The organism is Streptomyces sp. NBC_00683 (genome assembly GCF_036226745.1).
Lineage (GTDB): Bacteria > Actinomycetota > Actinomycetes > Streptomycetales > Streptomycetaceae > Streptomyces.
Map to the genome: position 1 here is coordinate 3,484,736 of NZ_CP109013.1, position 18,089 is coordinate 3,502,824.

Consider the following 18,089-nt stretch of genomic DNA (forward strand, 5'->3'; position numbering starts at 1 on the left):
GTCCCTCGTCCCTTACTTCGCAGCCGCGGCGAGCTCGGCGGCCTTGTCGGCCGCGCCGTCCATGGTGTCCACGCGCTGCACGAGCGGGTGGTTGGCGTCGGAGAGGATCTTGCGACCCAGCTCCGCGTTGTTGCCGTCGAGGCGCACGACGAGCGGCTTGGTGACCGCTTCGCCCTTGGACTTGAGCAGCTCAAGCGCCTGGACGATGCCGTTGGCGACCTCGTCGCACGCGGTGATGCCACCGAAGACGTTGACGAAGACGGACTTGACGTCCGGGTCGCCGAGGATGATCTCCAGGCCGTTCGCCATGACCTCTGCGGAGGCGCCGCCACCGATGTCGAGGAAGTTGGCGGGCTTCACGTTGCCGTGGTTCTCACCGGCGTACGCGACGACGTCCAGCGTCGACATGACCAGACCGGCACCGTTACCGATGATGCCGACCTCGCCCTCGAGCTTGACGTAGTTGAGGTTCTTGGCCTTGGCGGCGGCCTCGAGCGGGTTGGCCGCGGCCTTGTCCTCGAGGGCCTCGTGGCCGGGCTGACGGAAGTCGGCGTTCTCGTCGAGAGACACCTTTCCGTCCAGGGCCAGGATCCGGCCGTCCTTGGTCTTCACCAGCGGGTTGACCTCGACGAGGAGGGCGTCCTCGGCGACGAAGGTGTCCCACAGGGTCACCAGGGCCTCGGCGACACCCTCGGCCACGTCGGCCGGGAACTTCGCCTGGGCCACGATCTCGCGGGCCTTCACGATGTCGACGCCGTCCACGGCGTTGACCGGGACCTTCGCGAGGGCCTCGGGGGTCTTCTCCGCGACCTCCTCGATGTCCATGCCGCCCTGCACCGAGGCCATGGCCAGGAAGGTGCGGTTGGTGCGGTCGAGGAGGTACGAGACGTAGTACTCCGCCTCGATCTCCGGGGACAGCTCGGCGATCATCACCTTGTGGACCGTGTGGCCCTTGATGTCCATGCCGAGGATGTCGGTCGCACGGGCGACCGCCTCGTCGGGGTTGGCGGCCAGCTTGACGCCACCGGCCTTGCCGCGGCCGCCGACCTTCACCTGCGCCTTGACGACTGACTTGCCGCCCAGCCGCTCGGTCGCCTCGCGGGCTGCCTCAGGCGTGTCGATGACTTCACCGGCCAGCACCGGTACACCGTGCTTGGCGAAGAGGTCCCTCGCCTGGTACTCGAACAGGTCCACGCGCGTCCGTCCCTTTTAGTGGTCTCGCGGTTGGTTTTCTGCGTGGGCGTGCCGCGAGGGGCAACGTGACTGCGCGGTCACTAGGGAGGCGTACACGGTGTCCGGGTACGCGGCATGTCCATCCGGCAGGTTATCCCCGCGCTCCTCAGGACCCTAAATTGCAGATCACACCTGAGCGGTGATTACGGTCACAGATCGCGCTGGTAGCCGGGGTGTGAGGGACAAAACGGCATGTCCGCCCGTGTGCGGGAGCAACTCCCGACCGGTGAGCGGGGCTCCGGATCCGGTGAGGCGGGTACTCCGGAGCAGTGACGGATCGCTCCCGAGCGGTGACGGATCGCTCCGGAGCCCCGCGCTCCGCCCGGCAGCCCTCAGGCCGGGACCTCGCTGTCCGGTATCGGCAGAGGACGTTTCTCGATGGCCGCGGCCATCACCTCCGGAAACAGATCCGGTGTGCAGGCGAAGGCCGGTGCGCCGAGCGCCCCCAGCGCGGCCGCGTGCTCCCGGTCGTAGGCGGGTGCGCCCTCGTCCGAGAGCGCGAGGAGCGTCACGAACTGCACGCCGGAGGCCTTCATGGCGGCGACCCGCTTGATCATCTCGTCACGGATGCCGCCCTCGTAGAGATCACTGATGAGCACGACGACGGTGTCGGCGGGCCGGGTGATCTTCGACTGGCAGTAGGCGAGCGCCCGGTTGATGTCCGTACCTCCGCCGAGCTGCACGCCGAACAGGACGTCGACCGGGTCGTCGAGCTGGTCGGTGAGGTCGACGACGGCCGTGTCGAACACGACGAGCCGGGTCGCCAGCGTGCGCATGGAAGCGAGCACCGCTCCGAATACCGAGGCGTGGACGACGGATGCCGCCATGGACCCCGACTGGTCGATGCAGAGGATGACGTCCTTCTTCACCGACTGCGCCGCCCGCCCGTATCCGATGAGGCGCTCGGGAACGATCGTGCGGTGTTCCGGCAGGTAGTTCTTGAGGTTGGCCCGGATGGTGCGGTCCCAGTCGATGTCCCGGTGCCGTGGCCGGCTGATCCGCGCCGAGCGGTCGAGCGCCCCGGTGAGCGTCGCTCTCGTACGCGTGGCCAGCCGCTTCTCCAGATCCTCGACGACCTTGCGGACGACCGCGCGTGCCGTCTCCTTCGTCGTCTCGGGCATGGCCTTGCTGAGCGAGAGCAGCGTGCCGACGAGGTGGACGTCCGGCTCGACGGCCTCCAGCATCTCCGGCTCCATGAGCAGGGCGGACAGTCCGAGGCGGTCGATCGCGTCGCGCTGCATGATCTGGACGACGGAGCTCGGGAAGTAGGTGCGGATGTCGCCGAGCCAGCGGGCCACGGAGGGCGCGGATGCCCCGAGTCCCGCGGAGCGCTCGTTGCCGCCCCGACCGCCCGGCTTCTTCCCACCGCCGTACAGCGCGGTCAGCGCACCGTCCATCGCGACATCGCGGCCGGCGAGCGTGCAGCCCGTGCTCTCGGCGCTGTCCGCGCCGAGGACCATGCGCCAGCGGCGCAGCCGCTCTTCCCCGTCCTCCGGAGCTGCAGTCATCGCCCTCTCCCCTTCTCCGGTCCTCGCTGTGTCCGTGGTCATCCGGCCGCCGCCCGTTCCGCTCCGGGGCCGGTTCCGGTTCCGGTTCCGGGGCCGGTTCCGGTTCCGAGCAGCAGCCATAGCACCGGGACGACCGCGTCCGCGCGCTCCGCATCGAGTCCGGCGCCGAAGCCCGGTGCGGCCGCCTCCGCACCACCGTGCGCCCTCCCGGGGTCCGGGCCCCGGCGGACGAGCTCCCCCAGGGTGCGGCGTACACCGGGGTCGTAGGCCGAGAACGTACGGCGCAGCAGCGGCAGTACGTCCGTGAACATCTCCGCCGGTACGCCCGTCAGCCAGGCGTCCACGAGTCCGAGGAGCCGTTCGTCGTGGACGAGCAGCATCCCGCCGCCCGCCGCCCCGCCCACGAAGCCCTCGATCCAGGCGGCGGCGTCGGCCGGTGGTGTGCCGGGCGAGAGGGCCAGCCCCATCAGCCGGGCCGCGTCGTCCTCGGCGAGACGCCCGTCGTCGAGCAGCAGGCGCGTGGCACGCCCCCGGATCACGCCCGCGACCGTGTCCCTGGCGGACAGCCTGTGCAGAACCCCGGCCCAGCGCTCCCGCAGCCCCTGGGCGGATGCGGCTCCTGTGGCGAGCAGGCCGATCGCCGTGTGCACACCGTCGACCTGGCGGTGCAGCTGTGCAGCGCCGTCCGCGTCGAGACCGGTGCACGCGGGCGGCAGACCCACGCAGATCCGCTCGGCGAGACCGACGGCGACCTCTCCCAGTGCGGCCGTGTCCGTGGACCGCACATCCCCGTACCGCAGGGAGCGGGCCAGGGCCGGCAGCGCGTCGGCGAGGTGGCCCACGTCCGCGTCGAGGGCGGCACGGTCGGCGAGGGCCTTCATCACAACGGGCAGCGCGTCGGGGAGGTCCGCGAGCAGGCACCGCTCGGCGAGCGCGGTCACCTCGGCGAGGGCGGTCGCCGAGACGGCGTCCGATTCGGTGCGGGCGGTCGCGGCGGAGAGCACCGTGGTGCCCCACACCCCGGCTTCCGCGATCCGTACGAACAGCTCGGGCTCCCAGCGCAGCCGCCAGCTCTCCCGGAACGTCCCCGTACTCCCCCGGCCCGCGGCGGGATCGCCCCAGCCGACTCCGAGGAGCCCCAGCCGGTGCAGCAGTCTGCTGCGGGCCGCGTCGGTCTCCTTGCGCAGGTCGAGGTCCACATCCCGCTCCTGCGCCTCCGGCTTGAGCCGGAGGGTGCGCTGCAGGCGCGTCAGGTCTCGCTGCAGGGGCACGGCGGGCGCGCTGTCGGGTACCTCGCCGAGCGTCTCCCCGACGACCAGCCGGTCGTGCACGAGGGCGAGTGGCACGTCGGACCCCTCGCACATCACAGCCCGGACCGCGTCGGTGGCCTCGGCCAGTCCGGGGAGCGGGCGGCCCCTCATGGCGGCCAGCGCCCCGGCCAGCCGGACGGCCTCGATGACATGGGCGGAGGAGACGAACCTGTCCTCGTCGCGCAGGAGTCCGGCGACCTTCGTCATCCATCGCTCGATGGGCCGGTCGGGAGCACCGAACAGATGCCCGTACCAGCCGGGGGAGTCGATCCCCGCGCCGTATCCGCTGTGCCGGGCAAGTCTGCGGTGGGTCCACGGCACCCAGGTCAGCTCGGTCCTGACCTTGGGAATCCCCTTCAGGAGTGCCCTGTCGGCGGAGACTGTCGTCCTCGCGGCCAGCGCGGGAACATGCCAGGCACCGCAGACAACGGCGATGTCGTCACCGAACTCCTTGCGGGCGGTGCGCAGCTGAATGCGCATGTACGCCTCCCGTACGGCGTCCCGGGGGTGCCCTCCGTCCCCGTACGCCTCGCGCAGCGCCGTCATCGCCTCGGCGAGCGCCTCGAAGGGTGCCCGCGGGTCTTCCGGAGCGTCGCCGGTGCCACGGTGCTCGACGACGTCCTCCCACCAGCGCTCCGGGTCGTCGTAGCCGGCGGTCCTGGCGAGGACACCGATCGGATCGATGACCTGCGCATCGCCCGGCCGGCTCTCGGGCTGCCCGCCCTGATCCGTCCGCTCGCCCTGTTCCGTCCGTTCGTTCTGCTCCGTCATGGCCAGGGAATGCGCGGCGGGCAGGTCCATGAAGCGCACCGGGACCTCGTGCGCGAGCGCCCACCGGATCGCGACCCACTCGGGGGAGAACTCGGCCAGCGGCCAGAACGCGGCGCGCCCCGGATCGTCCACGGCATGGGCGAGCAGTGCGACGGGCGGCCGCATCTGCTCGTCGGCGGCGAGCGCCAGCAGCGCGTCACCCTCCGGCGGCCCTTCTATGAGCACGGCACGCGGCTGTGCGCAGTCCAGGGCGGCCCGGACCGCTCTCGCGGATCCGGGCCCGTGATGACGGACCCCCAGCAGCAGCGGGCCGCCCGCGCGTTCCCGCGCGGCCGGGCGGAGGGCGGCCGTCATACGGAGACCTCGCGGCAGGCGCGGTAGAAGTCCTTCCAGCCGTCCCGCTCCCGGACCACGGTCTCCAGGTACTCCTGCCAGACCACACGGTCCGCTGCCGGGTCCCTGACGACCGCGCCGAGGATGCCGGCCGCGACGTCGCCGGGCCGCAGCACACCGTCGCCGAAGTGGGCGGCGAGCGCGAGCCCGTTGGTGACGACGGAGATGGCCTCGGCCGTGGACAGAGTCCCCGACGGGGACTTGAGCTTGGTGCGGCCGTCCGTGGTGACGCCGTCGCGCAGCTCCCGGAAGACCGTGACGACGCGCCTGATCTCGGCCATGCCCTCGGGAGCGGCGGGCAGGTCGAGCGAGCGCCCGATCTGGTCGACGCGCCGGGAGACGATGTCCACTTCGGCATCGGGTGTCGCGGGCAGGGGCAGCACGACGGTGTTGAACCGGCGTCGCAGGGCGCTGGAGAGCTCGTTGACTCCGCGGTCGCGGTCGTTGGCCGTGGCGATGAGGTTGAACCCGCGGACGGCCTGGACCTCCTGTCCCAGCTCGGGAACGGGGAGTGTCTTCTCCGACAGGATCGTGATCAGCGCGTCCTGCACATCGGCGGGGATGCGGGTCAGCTCCTCGACCCGGGCGGTCATCCCGTCGGACATGGCCCGCATGACCGGGCTCGGCACCAGCGCGTCGCGGCTGGGACCGTGGGCGAGCAACTGCGCGTAGTTCCAGCCGTAGCGAACGGCTTCCTCCGGTGTCCCCGCCGTGCCCTGGACGAGCAGCGTCGAGTCTCCGCTGACCGCCGCGGCGAGATGCTCGGACACCCATGTCTTGGCGGTGCCCGGCACCCCCAGGAGGAGCAGGGCCCGGTCGGTGGCGAGCGTGGTCACGGCGACTTCGACGAGGCGCCGTGGGCCCACGTACTTCGGCGTGATCAGTGTCCCGTCCGGGAGTGTCCCGCCGAGCAGATAGGTGGCGACGGCCCACGGCGACAGACGCCAACGGACCGGCCTGGGGCGGTCGTCGGCAGCGGCGAGAGCCTTGAGCTCGTCCGCGAAGGCGTCCTCGGCGTGCGGCCTCAGGGCCTCGCCGCCGGCCTCCGCGGCGGCGACAGCGGTGCTTACGGACACGGTCATGGATCCCCCTCCAGATCGTTCGACCCGATGTGGTTTCCACCGTGCACCACGCCACTGACAATCGGCCCCGCGGAGAGAGCCGGGGAGGGACCGGGGAGGGTCAGCCGGTGACCGGAGCGCATGGGGTCAAGTGGCTTCCGAACAGCAGGAATCGCAGGTCAGGGCCGATTGTCAGTGGGGCGGCCTACCGTCGTTCCCATGCTGCTATCTCACGGGGGAGAACCCTCAGGCGCCGCCGATCCGGTGGCGCGCTGGACGGTGGAGCAGGTACTGGCCCTGGCTCCTGACGACGCATCACGCAAGGCGGGGAGCAGGCTCGGCGCGGCCGGTCCGTGGTCCGAGGCGGGCCACGGCGGTACGGGAACGGTGTGGGGGCTGTGCAAGGGCAGCGGCAGCAAGCCGTACCGCACGGTGGTGGACACCACGGGCCCTGCGTACAAGTGCAGTTGTCCGAGCCGGAAGTTCCCGTGCAAGCACGCGCTGGGGCTGCTGCTGCTCTGGGCTTCCGACGGCTCGGCGCTGCGGGAGGGCGAGGCGCCCGAGTGGGCCGGGGAGTGGCTGGAGGGACGGCGCAGGCGTGCCGCCGAGCGGGCCGCGGCACCGGCCGCGGGCGAGGGTCCGGCCGCAGGCCTGGCTGATCCGGAGGCCGCCAGACGGCGCGCCGACCGTCGGGCCGAGCGGATCACAGGGGGTGCTCAGGAGCTCGAGCAGCGTCTCACCGACCTGCTGCGCGGTGGCCTCGCGGCGGCCGACCGGTCGGGGTACGCGCTGTGGGAGGAGACCGCGGCCCGCATGGTCGACGCACAGGCCCCTGGACTCGCCGGGCGCGTAAGGGAGTTGGGCGCGATCCCGGCATCGGGCCCCGGCTGGCCGGTGCGGCTGCTCGAGGAGTGCGCGCTGCTGCATCTGCTGGACTCTGCGTGGCTCGGGCTGGACCGGCTGCCCGAACCACTGGCCGCGACGGTCCGTACGAGGGTGGGGCTGACCTCCCCGGCCGAGGGACCGGCGGTCCGCGACCGGTGGCTGGTCCTCGCCCAGTACGACACCCAGGACGGCAAGATCGTCACCCGTCGCATCTGGCTGCACGGGGAGGAGTCGGGGCGCACCGCTCTGCTGCTCTCCTTCGGGGCGGCGGGCCGCTCCCCCGGCCAGGCGCTGCCGGTGGGTGTGACGATCGACGCCGAAGTCACGCCGTACGCGGGCGGCGGGCGGCTACGGGGCGAGCTGGGCCAACAGTTCGGCGCGCCCATCGCCTCGGCATCCCCGCCACCCGGCGGCACCACGGGAGATGCGGTGACCGCGTACGGGCGTGCCCTGCTGGACGACCCCTGGCTGGATTCGTGGCCGGCCACCCTGCGCGACGTCATACCCGTGCCGTCCGGGGACGGCTGGCAACTGGTCGGCGCAGCGGACGGATCCGCGCTGCCGATCGCCCCGTCCGGGCTGTCCCGACCGGGCCTGTGGAAGCTCGTCGCGCTCTCCGGAGGCGGCCCCGTGACGGTGTTCGGGGAGTGCGGCCACCGCGGGTTCGACCCACTGGCCGCCTGGTGCGCGGAAGCCTCCGACGACAGCGCGGGCGCGACCGTGGCACTCGTCTGACGCACTGGAAGCCCTGCTCACCCGATAACCGGAGGAGACCGAATGTCCACGACGACAACGACCGGCGCGCCGGTGAACGCCCCCTGGGAGGAGCTCGTCACCTCTGCGCTGCTCGGCACCGACCGGCGCCCGCCACCCACGGGAAGCGGACCGGCGGACGGCCCTGCCGCACTGCTGGACGCCGCGGCGCTCCACACCGTGCGGCGCCGGGCCGCTCTGCTGCCGGCCACCGGGGCCGCCGTGCCGGAAGCGGCGCCCCCCGACCCCCGGCCGCCGCTTCCGGCGGCGGCCAGACGCCGGCTCGCCCAGCTGCTCGCCGACCGTTCCGCGCCCTCCGGCAGCGGGCGCCGGGGGACGGCCCCCGACCTCACGGAGCTCATCCCCCAGTGGCTGGCCTCCGCGGGTGCCCGCGGATTCCGCGCTCCCGCGGACCTGCTGCCCGCACTGCTGGACGCAGCCCGGGCGCGTACGGATCTGCGGCCGCACGCGCTGGCGTTCGCCGGGCCTCGCGGGCTCTGGCTGGCGACCCTGAATCCGGAGTGGAAATTCGCGCTCCGCGCTTCCACGAACCGCTCCCGCCTGCCTTCCACCGAGGACCAGGAGGCAGTGGTCCGGCTCTGGGAGGAAGGCCTGTTCGCGGAGCGGGTCGCGCTGCTCGGTGCAGTACGGGCGCAGGATCCCGCCGCGGCCCGTGCCCTGCTCGCCACCACCTGGTCCACGGAGCGTGCCGAGGACCGGCTGATGTTCCTCGACTCCCTGCGCACCGGTCTCTCGTCCGACGACGAGACGTTCCTGGAGGAGGCCCTGTCCGACCGCAGCCGCAACGTCCGCTCCACCGCCGCCGAGCTGCTGTCGGCTCTGCCGGATTCGGCGCTCGCCCGGCGGATGGCGGCCCGGGCCACCTCCTGTGTGAACCCGGACCGTACGGGCGGCGAGGAGGCCATCGCCGTGGAGGCCCCGCACGAGTGCGACGCGGCCATGCAGCGCGACGGCGTGGCCCCGGTGCCCCCGTCGGGCCGGGGCGAACGATCATGGTGGCTAGGGCAGTTGGTGGAGGCGACCCCACTGACTGTCTGGCGGGAGAGGTTCGGCGGACGTGCCGCCCAAAAGGTCGTCGCCCTGCCCGTCGCCGACGACTGGGGCGCGGAACTGCACGCGGCCTGGTGCCGCGCTGCCGTACGCCAGCGGGATCCGGAGTGGGCGCGCGCCCTGCTGGGCGCCCCCTCGACACCTCCGGCGAGCGGTCCAGGAACGGCTTCCCTGGCCGAGCGTTCGAAGCTGCTCGCCATACTGCCCACGGCCGAACGGGCCGACTGGGTAGCCGGCTTCATCGCGGCGCACGGCTTGTCGGAGGCGTTCCAGCTGCTGGGCGTCTGCGCGGTCCCCTGGGCCGAGCCGCTCGGCCGCTCGGTGGTCGACGCACTGGACATCGCCCGGGACGCCGGCAGCTACCCATGGAGCTTCAGCGGGGTCATGGGGCTGGCCGAGCGCTGTCTCGACCCTGCGGAGGCGGACCGTCTCGAGGTGCTCACCACCACGCCGGACGAGCCGGAAGGTGCCTCGCCCGGTGCGGGTGGCTACTGGTCGGAGGCGTTCCGGAGGCTGGTCTCCACCCTGCGTCTGCGCGCGGCCATGGACGCGGAACTGGCGCAGGCAGCCTGACGGACCGAGCGCAGGGCAGCGCAGCGCATCGGGGCAACGCATCGGGGCAACGCATGACGAACCGAGCGCCGGACGCCGGGCCGGGGCACAGCAGGGCGTACCGGCAGCCGCGCGGCGCCCCGCTGCGGCTCCGGGCGGCCCCGCGCCGGCTCCCGGCCTCCCGGCTCCGGAGGAAGGCGTACTCAGGCCTCCGCGAGCCGGCACCGGGAAAAGTCGGCCTGCTCAGGCTCCAGCGGGCTGGCGGACGTTTGCGTTCACCCAGGCGACGATCGAAGCGGTCGTCGCACCCGGCGTGAAGATCTCCGCCACGCCCTGCTCCTTCAGCGGCGCGATGTCCGCCTCGGGAATGATGCCGCCGCCGAACACCTTGATGTCCTCCGCCTCGCGCTCCTTCAACAGCACGATGACCTTCGCGAAGAGCGTGTTGTGCGCACCGGAGAGAATCGACAGCCCGATCGCGTCGGCATCCTCCTGGATCGCCGTGTCCACGATCTGCTCGGGGGTCTGGTGGAGCCCGGTATAGATGACCTCCATACCCGCATCCCGCAGCGCCCGCGCGATCACCTTGGCCCCGCGGTCGTGGCCGTCGAGGCCCGGCTTCGCCACCACCACTCGGATCGGACCGGTCACACCCATCACTGCCTCCACATGCGTCTCCCGTGCCTGAAGGGCCGGGGATGTGAACGAACGTTATCCACAGCATCCCGCACGGCGTCGTTTCGCGGTGGACGGGGAGGGGGAAATCACACATTGGGACATGTTCGCCAAGCGTCGCTCCCCGCATCACACGGCCCACCGCCGCGCAGGGACTGTCGCACAGGGGAGCCGCAACGAGGTCGTCGTACCACCGCGCCGCCAGCCGCACGGCACGGTGGTACGACCCCCGGCCGACCAGGGCCGTCGCCACCTCCGCAGCGACACCCCGCGAGGGCGTACGGGGCAGGGAGCCGCCTCCCCCGCATGCCAGTGCAGGAGGTCGGCCATGAAGGTCCTGTCCTTCCTTCCCCTACTGATGCGCCAGTCGTGTCTGTATCCGAGCCGGCTGACATCGGCGCTGGTCAGAGCCACCGCACTGGAGCTGGTGATCCTCGCGGGACACCTCCTCATCTACCCCACCGGCATGACCCCCGAGCGCCGGCTCCCCACCGCCCCTCCCGGCCCCGGACACGAAGCCGGTCCCGAGAACGGTCCCGAAACCGCGGGTGACCGGCAGAGCCCCGGTCACCCGGACAGCCCTGGTCACCCGGACACCCCCCACGCCACTCTTTCGGCGACCGGAACCACCGCCCTCCCGGCCCGGTCCCTCGACCGGCCGCCCGTCGTCCTCCTGCACGGCTTCATCGACAACCGCTCGGTCTTCGTCCTGCTCCGCCGCTCCCTGGCCCGGCACGGCTGGCGCCATCTCGAGTCGCTGAACTACTCGCCCCTGACCTGCGACATCCGCACGGCGGCAGAGCTGCTGGACCGGCACGTCGAGGAGATCTGCGCCCGCACCGGACACACCGAGGTCGACATCGTCGGGCACAGCCTGGGCGGCCTGATAGCGCGCTACTACGTACAGCGACTGGGAGGTGACCGGCGGGTGCGCACCCTGGTCACCCTCGGCACGCCGCACGGCGGCACGGCCGCCGCCCCGCTGGCCGGTGCGCACCCGATCGTGCGCCAGATGCGCAGCGGCTCCCCCCTGATCGAGGAGCTGCGCCGGCCGGCCCCGGGCTGCCGGACACGGTTCATCAGTTTCTGGAGCGAACTGGACCGGGTCATGCTCCCCGTCGAGACAGCCTGCGTCGACCACCCCGACCTCGACGCGCAGAACGTGCGCGTGACCGGTATCGGACATCTCGCACTGCCGGTGCATCCCGCCGTCGCGGCCGCGATCCGTCAGGCACTCGAGTCCGACGACACGGTCATCGGCACCCAAGGGGCCTCTTCAGTCGCCTGACGAATAGAACAAACTTCGAACATAGGGCCAAGGCTGCTTCTCCAGTCCACCGAAAGGCGGCCGATTGCCCGTTTCCTGAGCGGACAGAACCTGCCGAAGATTGTCGTCGTCGCGTACCGCCGGGTACAGTCGCGGCCACTGCTCACCCTGGGTTCCCCCCACCGGACCCCGGAACAGGTCCTGCTGCCGAGGCGAGAGAGAAGTTGGTGAACGACCAGCACCCCCACGCCGGGTACGTCGGATACGACAGCCACTCCACCGGCAGCTTCGACACCGACCCGCTCTTCGGGACTCTTCCCGGTCATCACGACGGCAGTCACGAGACGTACGACAGCAGTTACACGGCTGCGTACGACAGCACCTACGGCGGCTACGGAAACGCGTATCCGGCAGAGCCGCAGAGCCACAGCGTCCCGTACGACCCCACCCAGTGGGACACCGGCGGACACCAGCAGGCTCAGCAGGCCCCGTACGACGCGTACGGCGCCCAGGCCCATCCGGCGCAGCAGACGTACGAGACCACCGCCACCTGGCTGCCCGACGGCGGGATTCCCCCGCAGGCCGGCGCGCCGGAGGCGACGGGCCAGTGGGACACCACCGGCTGGGACCACACGGGCCAGGCCGACCAGTGGGCGACGAGCGACACCGGCGCCTTCCCCACCACCACGTTCAGCGACACGTCCTACGCCACGGGCACCTACACGGCCCCGGCCTTCGAGACTCCCGGCTACGGGACCGGCGCCTACGAAACCGTCGACACCGGCGCGTACGACGCCACCGCCTGGAACACCGGCGCCACGCCCGAGAACACGGCGTACGCACCCGAACAGACGTCGTACCCCTCGTACGAACACCAGTCGGCGCCCTACGAGTCCTACGAGACGGCCGAGTTCAGCGCCCACGGCGCCGGGACCGAGGCCACGGAGTACGCCGAGTCCGCGGACTACGCGGACACCAACGGGTACACCGGGACCGCGGACTACGCCGAGACCGCCGAGTTCGCGGAGACCGCCGACTACACGGGCACCGGCACCGACGGGGCCCTGGAAGCCGACGAGCCCGACCCGGCCGCCGAGGCCACCGGCACCGCGCACTCCGCCGACGCACACGCCGACGGCGACACCGACATCCCCGCGGCCCGCACCTCCACCGCCCAGCGCCCCGTGGGCCGTTCGGCCCCGCGCGGCGGTGGCGGCAGCCGAGGCCGGCGCCGCACCCCCGCCAAGCGTTCCGCCCTCCTCACCGTCGCCGTCCCCTCCGCCTGCGTCATGAGCGTCGCCGGCATCGCCGCCGCCTCCGTGAGCGGTGTCGGTGGCGCCGACGAGCAGAAGGACGACACCACGACCGTGGCTGCCGCCGACCCGGGCACCGTCAAGCCCGTCGCGGCCAACAACAAGCTGGACACCCAGCTCGCCAACCTCAGCGCCGACGCGGAGAACTTCGCGGACCGTGCCAGCCGCACCCAGGAGCGCATCGACCTGAAGGAGCGGCAGGCCGCCGAGAAGAAGAAGCGCGAGGAAGAGGCCGCCCGCCGCGAGGCAGCGCGCCCCAAGTTCGTCCTCCCGGTCAAGCAGCACGGCCTCAGCGCGTACTACGGCCAGGCCGGAGTGAACTGGATGTCCGTCCACACGGGCATCGACTTCCCCGTCGCGTACGGCACCCCCGTGATGGCGGCGACCGACGGCACCGTGCGCACCCAGTGGAACAGCGCCTACGGGAACATGGCCATCGTCACCGCGGCCGACGGCACCGAGACCTGGTACTGCCACCTCAGCACCACGAAGATCCGTTCGGGCTCGGTCAAGGCCGGCGACGTCATCGCGTTCTCCGGGAACTCCGGGAACTCCACCGGCCCGCACCTGCACTTCGAGGTACGGCCCGGCGGCGGCTCGGCTATCGACCCGATGCCGTGGCTCCGCAGCCACGGCATCAACCCCAACTGATCAGAGCTTCTCGACCGGCGCGTACCGCAGGAGGAGCTTCTTCGGCCGCTCGTCCCCGAAGTCGACCGTCGCCTTCGCCTGGTCGCCGAACCCCTCGACCGCCGTCACCGTGCCCAGTCCGAACTGGTCGTGCGTGACGCGGTCCCCGACCACCAGGGTGACCACCGGCTTGTCCGAGGTGCGCCGGGTCGCGAAGCCCGAGGGCCCCGACTTGGAGCGCGACGAGGACAGCGACGACGTGATCCCCGACGTCGGTCCCGCCGGAGCCGCCATCGGCCCCTTGCGCTTCCAGTCCAGGTGCTGGTCCGGGATCTCCTCCAGGAACCGCGACGGCGGGTTGTACGAGGGCTGACCCCACGCACTGCGCATCGCGGCCCGGGTCAGGTACAGCCGCTCACGGGCACGCGTGATGCCCACATAGGCGAGCCGGCGCTCCTCCTCGAGCTCCTTCACCTGTCCCAGCGCGCGCATGTGCGGGAAGACGCCGTCCTCCATGCCGGTCAGGAACACGACCGGGAACTCGAGGCCCTTGGCGGTGTGCAGCGTCATCAGGGTGACGACACCGGAGCCGTCCTCGTCCTCGTCGGGGATCTGGTCGGCGTCGGCGACGAGCGCGACCTTCTCCAGGAACTCGGCGAGGGTGCCCGCGCCCTCCTCCTCCGCCCGCTCCTGCTCGAACTCGAGGGCGACGGCGGCGAGCTCCTGGAGGTTCTCGATGCGGGTCTCGTCCTGCGGATCGGTGGACGCCTGGAGTTCGGCGAGATAGCCGGTCCGCTCCATGACGGCCTCCAGCACGACCGCCGGTCCGGCGCCGGACTCCACGATCGTGCGGAGCTCCTCCATCAGCGTGTTGAACCGCTTCACCGCGTTGGACGAGCGGGCCGCCATGCCGTACGCCTCGTCGACGCGGCGCAGTGCCTGCGGGAAGGAGATCTTCTCGCGCATCGACAGGGCGTCGATCATCGCCTCGGCACGGTCGCCGATGCCCCGCTTCGGCACGTTGAGGATGCGGCGCAGCGGGACGGTGTCCTCGGGGTTGGAGAGGACCCGGAGGTAGGCCAGGACGTCCCTGACCTCCTTGCGCTCGTAGAAGCGCACTCCGCCGACGACCTTGTAGGGCAGCCCGACGCGGATGAAGATCTCTTCGAAGACACGGGACTGGGCGTTCGTACGGTAGAAGACGGCGACGTCGCCCGCCTTCGCGTCCCCGGCGTCCGTCAGCCGGTCGATCTCGTCGGCGACGAACTGCGCCTCGTCGTGCTCGGTGTCGGCGACGTAGCCGGTGATCCGGGTGCCGGCGCCCGCGTTCGTCCAGAGGTTCTTGGGGCGGCGGCTCTCGTTGCGCTCGATGACGGCGTTGGCCGCGGACAGGATCGTCTGCGTGGAGCGGTAGTTCTGCTCCAGCATGATCGTCTTCGCGTCCGGGTAGTCCTCCTCGAACTGGAGGATGTTGCGGATGGTCGCGCCGCGGAAGGCGTAGATCGACTGGTCCGCGTCACCGACGACGCACAGCTCGCCCGGGGCGTCGGCCTCGCCCGCCGGGCCCACCAGCTCGCGTACGAGGGTGTACTGCGCGTGGTTGGTGTCCTGGTACTCGTCGACCATCACGTGCCGGAAGCGGCGGCGGTAGTGCTCGGCGACATCGGGGAACGCCTGGAGCAGGTGCACCGTCGTCATGATGATGTCGTCGAAGTCCAGCGCGTTGGCCTCGCGCAGCCGCGCCTGGTAGAGCGCGTAGGCCTGCGCCAGCGTCTTCTCGAAGCCGTCAGCGGCCTGACCCGCGAAGGTCTCCTCGTCGATCAGTTCGTTCTTCAGGTTCGAGACCTTCGCCGTGAACGACTTCGGCGGATAGCGCTTCGGGTCGAGGTCCAGGTCGCGGCAGACCAGCGCCATCAGCCGCTTGGAGTCGGCGGCGTCGTAGATCGAGAACGACGAGGTGAAGCCGAGGCGCTTCGACTCGCGGCGCAGGATCCGCACGCACGCGCTGTGGAAGGTCATGACCCACATGGCGTTGGCGCGCGGTCCGACGAGCTGCTCGACGCGCTCCTTCATCTCGCCCGCGGCCTTGTTGGTGAAGGTGATCGCGAGGATCTGCCCCGGGTGCACCCCGCGCTCGGCCAGCAGGTGGGCGATCCGGTGCGTCAGCACCCGGGTCTTGCCCGAGCCCGCCCCGGCGACGATGAGCAGCGGGGAGCCCGCGTGCACGACGGCGGCGCGCTGCTCGGTGTTCAGCCCGTCGAGCAGCGCGGCGGAGTCGACGACGGGGCGCGGGGCGCCGTCGCGGTAGTAGGCCTCGCGCGGCGGTGGGGGACCGTCGAAGACGCCCCCGAAGAGGTCCTCCGGCACCGCTTCGGGTGCGTGGTCCTCGGGGGGTGGCGGGGGGCCCTCGTCCGCTTGCTGGAGGCCGGTCAGGAAACTGTCGTCAAAGAGGCTGCTCATCGCCTGACGAGTCTAGGCGGCCGCACCGACACCCCGGGGCCGCATTCCGCACGAGGGCCAGATCCGTGCGCGCACCGAGACGGATCGCCCACAGTGCGTAGGGATTCGGAGGCACTTCCCGCAATAGGACCGGTCAATCCAGAAAGGTCACGGAAATGTATCGGGCATATCGGCCATCAACCTTCACAGGGGCACCACGGGTTGGCTAGCGTGCTCCGACGGGTGACCGTTACCCCCTTGAGGCGAACCACGCCGCGCGGGCACCCTCGCTGAATCCGTCGCTCCCGCACGGGAGTCCGGAACCGGGGACCCACACGCAGCACCGGGGTGAATCGGTCCGTCCCGCTGGACCGTAGGGCAGCCTTCCGTTCCGCCCGAACCCGACAGCTAACCCGGTAGGCGGTCCACGGAAGGAGATGCCGGCCTTGGCGTCGCATCGCAAACCGCGCACCCGTGTGCGCACCAGCTCCCCCGCCGTCGGTCTCACGACGGCGGCGCTCGCGTCCGTCACCCTGCTCTCCACGCAGAGCGCGACGGCCGCCCCTGCGGAGCCCAAGCCCAGCATCGAGGAAGTGCAGAAGAAGGTAGACGACCTCTACCGCCAGGCGGGAACGGCGACCCAGCAGTACAACAAGGCGAAGGCGGCCTCCACCCAGCAGCGCTCCAAGGTCGACGCGCTCCTCGAGGCCGCGGCCAAGCGTGCCGACAAGCTGAACGAGACGCGCCGGGAACTGGGCAACTACGCGGCCGCGCAGTACCGCAGCGGAGCGATAGCCCCCACGGCCACGTTCTTCCTCGCGGACGACCCGCAGTCGTACTTCGACCAGGACCAGCTGATGGCCCGGATGACCAGCCAGCAGCAGAAGGCGGTCGCCGACTTCCGTACGCAGCAGAGCGAGGCGGCGACCAAGCGGGTCGAGGCGACGAAGAGCCTGCAGACGCTCACCGAGTCGCAGACCACGCTGCGCACCAGCAAGCAGCAGGTGCAGAACAAGCTGGCCGAGGCGCGCACCCTGCTGTCGGAGCTGACCGCCGAGGAGAAGGCACGGCTCGCGGAGCTGGAGCGCAAGAAGGAGGCGGAGGCCAGGCGCAAGGCGGAGGAGCTCGCGCGCCAGCAGGCCGCCGCCGCGAAGGCGGAGGCGGACCGGGCGGCGGACGAGGCCTCGAAGGAGGAGGCGGGCACCGGAACCGGCACCGGCACGGGCTCCGACAGCAGCTACGCGTCGAAGGCGGACAAGGTCCTGGCCTTCGCACGGGACCAGATCGGCAAGCCGTACGTCTGGGGGGCGACGGGCCCGTCCTCGTACGACTGCTCCGGGCTGACGCAGGCCGCGTGGAAGGCGGCGGGCGTCGACCTGCCCCGCACCACCTGGGACCAGGTCGAGGTGGGCACCCGGGTGGCCACCGCCGATCTGAAGCCCGGTGACCTGGTCTTCTTCTACGACGACATCAGCCACGTCGGCATCTACAAGGGCGACGGGATGATGATCCACGCGCCGAAGCCGGGCGCGAACGTCCGCGAGGAGTCGATCTACTACATGCCGATCTACGGCAGCGTGCGCCCGGCGTAGCACGGAGCGCACGGACGGAACTGCCTACGGGCCCGGCACGCACCGGGCCCGTAGGGCTGCCCGGTCAGGTCCAGAGTGTGGCGATGAAGATGTTGGCGACCGTCAGCCCGCCGACCGCCATGAAGACGCCCTTGTCGACCTTCTCCTCGTCGCGCTTCACATAGACGAGCGCCAGGATCACGACCAGGAGCAGCAGCTTGATGCCGATCTTGATGTTGTTCACCGGCTGGTCGTCGAGCTGGTTGAACCCGACCAGGGCGAAACCCGTGACGAGCATCATCAGCGCACCGTGCAGCATGGCGGGTCCGAACCGCGCGGCACCCTTCCCCATGGCCGTCATCTGAGTGAGGAACCCACCCAGCAGGGAGGCGATTCCGATGATGTGCAGGGCGACGAAGACATTGATGAGTACGTCCATGGCCGCAGCGTAGCGGCGGCCATATCACCAGTCTTCAGCTAGGTACTAATTCCTTATGAGTTCGCTCTCGACCCGTGCGAATTGCCCGACAACAGCTGGTTTTTCCGGTCATTTGCGTTGATCGAAACGTCACATTGGGGCAATAGCTGTCATTACGACTCTTCCTCGTGCCTCGGGTTTAGCGTCCCTCCCAGGTGACCGATTCTTCACCGCCGTCC

At 71.1% G+C, this 18,089-nt stretch carries 12 protein-coding genes and 1 riboswitch; of the genes, 5 read left to right on the forward strand and 7 right to left on the reverse strand.

Annotation, left to right across the window (positions count from 1 at the left end):
- Nucleotides 1-12 precede the first annotated feature (12 nt).
- The 4 genes from sucC to OG257_RS15320 form a co-directional block, all read right to left on the reverse strand.
- Nucleotides 13-1,194 carry an ADP-forming succinate--CoA ligase subunit beta gene (sucC, locus tag OG257_RS15305; RefSeq protein ID WP_329208169.1) on the reverse strand — a complete coding sequence of 394 codons (1,182 nt, stop codon included), beginning with the start codon at nucleotides 1,192-1,194 and terminating at the stop codon, nucleotides 13-15.
- A 371-nt stretch (nucleotides 1,195-1,565) separates the two neighbouring features.
- Nucleotides 1,566-2,741: a VWA domain-containing protein gene (locus tag OG257_RS15310; protein WP_329208170.1), complete on the reverse strand. Its 1,176-nt coding sequence runs from the start codon at nucleotides 2,739-2,741 to the stop codon at nucleotides 1,566-1,568.
- Between the two features lie 38 nt (nucleotides 2,742-2,779).
- Complete coding sequence (locus OG257_RS15315) at nucleotides 2,780-5,176, reverse strand: DUF5682 family protein (protein ID WP_329208171.1); 2,397 nt, start codon at nucleotides 5,174-5,176, stop codon at nucleotides 2,780-2,782.
- A complete protein-coding gene (locus OG257_RS15320) occupies nucleotides 5,173-6,297 on the reverse strand; it encodes an ATP-binding protein (protein ID WP_329208173.1) in 1,125 nt (374 codons plus the stop codon). The genes OG257_RS15315 and OG257_RS15320 overlap by 4 nt, the downstream gene beginning before the upstream one ends.
- Nucleotides 6,298-6,495: 198 nt before the next feature.
- Between OG257_RS15320 and OG257_RS15325 the strand changes: the two genes are divergently transcribed.
- Both OG257_RS15325 and OG257_RS15330 read left to right on the forward strand, forming a co-directional pair.
- The gene (locus OG257_RS15325) at nucleotides 6,496-7,896 is read left to right on the forward strand and encodes an SWIM zinc finger family protein (RefSeq protein ID WP_329208175.1); all 1,401 of its coding nucleotides are present in this window, start codon (nucleotides 6,496-6,498) and stop codon (nucleotides 7,894-7,896) included.
- 42 nt (nucleotides 7,897-7,938) lie between these two features.
- Nucleotides 7,939-9,558, forward strand: a complete 1,620-nt coding sequence (locus OG257_RS15330) for a DUF5691 domain-containing protein (protein WP_329208176.1) — start codon at nucleotides 7,939-7,941, stop codon at nucleotides 9,556-9,558.
- 222 nt (nucleotides 9,559-9,780) lie between these two features.
- Here OG257_RS15330 and OG257_RS15335 read toward each other — a convergent pair whose 3' ends face one another.
- Entirely contained in the window at nucleotides 9,781-10,194 is a 414-nt protein-coding gene (locus OG257_RS15335; protein ID WP_329208178.1) for a cobalamin B12-binding domain-containing protein, read from the reverse strand.
- 346 nt (nucleotides 10,195-10,540) lie between these two features.
- Here OG257_RS15335 and OG257_RS15340 point away from each other — a divergent pair, with 346 nt between their 5' ends.
- Together OG257_RS15340 and OG257_RS15345 are read left to right on the forward strand one after the other, a co-directional pair.
- Nucleotides 10,541-11,500 carry an esterase/lipase family protein gene (locus OG257_RS15340; RefSeq protein ID WP_329208179.1) on the forward strand — a complete coding sequence of 320 codons (960 nt, stop codon included), beginning with the start codon at nucleotides 10,541-10,543 and terminating at the stop codon, nucleotides 11,498-11,500.
- Nucleotides 11,501-11,706: 206 nt separating this feature from the next.
- Nucleotides 11,707-13,443: a M23 family metallopeptidase gene (locus OG257_RS15345; RefSeq protein WP_329208180.1), complete on the forward strand. Its 1,737-nt coding sequence runs from the start codon at nucleotides 11,707-11,709 to the stop codon at nucleotides 13,441-13,443.
- On the opposite strand, the gene pcrA is transcribed toward OG257_RS15345, so the two are convergent.
- Entirely contained in the window at nucleotides 13,444-15,882 is a 2,439-nt protein-coding gene (gene pcrA / locus OG257_RS15350) for a DNA helicase PcrA (RefSeq protein WP_329208182.1), read from the reverse strand.
- A gap of 257 nt (nucleotides 15,883-16,139) precedes the next feature.
- Nucleotides 16,140-16,300: riboswitch (cyclic di-AMP (ydaO/yuaA leader) on the forward strand.
- On the opposite strand from pcrA, the gene OG257_RS15355 reads away from it, so the two are divergent.
- Nucleotides 16,299-17,453 carry a C40 family peptidase gene (locus OG257_RS15355; protein ID WP_329208184.1) on the forward strand — a complete coding sequence of 385 codons (1,155 nt, stop codon included), beginning with the start codon at nucleotides 16,299-16,301 and terminating at the stop codon, nucleotides 17,451-17,453. Its footprint overlaps the riboswitch before it by 2 nt.
- Before the next feature lie 64 nt (nucleotides 17,454-17,517).
- Here OG257_RS15355 and OG257_RS15360 read toward each other — a convergent pair whose 3' ends face one another.
- Complete coding sequence (locus tag OG257_RS15360) at nucleotides 17,518-17,871, reverse strand: hypothetical protein (RefSeq protein WP_329208186.1); 354 nt, start codon at nucleotides 17,869-17,871, stop codon at nucleotides 17,518-17,520.
- Nucleotides 17,872-18,089 lie beyond the last annotated feature (218 nt).

Excerpts from the sequence above, each read along its gene's own strand:
- OG257_RS15310 (WP_329208170.1), bottom strand. The coding sequence starts at position 2,741 with ATGACTGCAGCTCCGGAGGACGGGGAAGAGCGGCTGCGCCGCTGGCGC.
- OG257_RS15315 (WP_329208171.1), bottom strand. The coding sequence starts at position 5,176 with ATGACGGCCGCCCTCCGCCCGGCCGCGCGGGAACGCGCGGGCGGCCCG.
- OG257_RS15320 (WP_329208173.1), bottom strand. The coding sequence starts at position 6,297 with ATGACCGTGTCCGTAAGCACCGCTGTCGCCGCCGCGGAGGCCGGCGGC.
- OG257_RS15325 (WP_329208175.1), top strand. The coding sequence starts at position 6,496 with ATGCTGCTATCTCACGGGGGAGAACCCTCAGGCGCCGCCGATCCGGTG.
- OG257_RS15330 (WP_329208176.1), top strand. The coding sequence starts at position 7,939 with ATGTCCACGACGACAACGACCGGCGCGCCGGTGAACGCCCCCTGGGAG.
- OG257_RS15335 (WP_329208178.1), bottom strand. The coding sequence starts at position 10,194 with ATGGGTGTGACCGGTCCGATCCGAGTGGTGGTGGCGAAGCCGGGCCTC.
- OG257_RS15340 (WP_329208179.1), top strand. The coding sequence starts at position 10,541 with ATGAAGGTCCTGTCCTTCCTTCCCCTACTGATGCGCCAGTCGTGTCTG.
- pcrA (WP_329208182.1), bottom strand. The coding sequence starts at position 15,882 with ATGAGCAGCCTCTTTGACGACAGTTTCCTGACCGGCCTCCAGCAAGCG.
- OG257_RS15355 (WP_329208184.1), top strand. The coding sequence starts at position 16,299 with ATGCCGGCCTTGGCGTCGCATCGCAAACCGCGCACCCGTGTGCGCACC.
- OG257_RS15360 (WP_329208186.1), bottom strand. The coding sequence starts at position 17,871 with ATGGACGTACTCATCAATGTCTTCGTCGCCCTGCACATCATCGGAATC.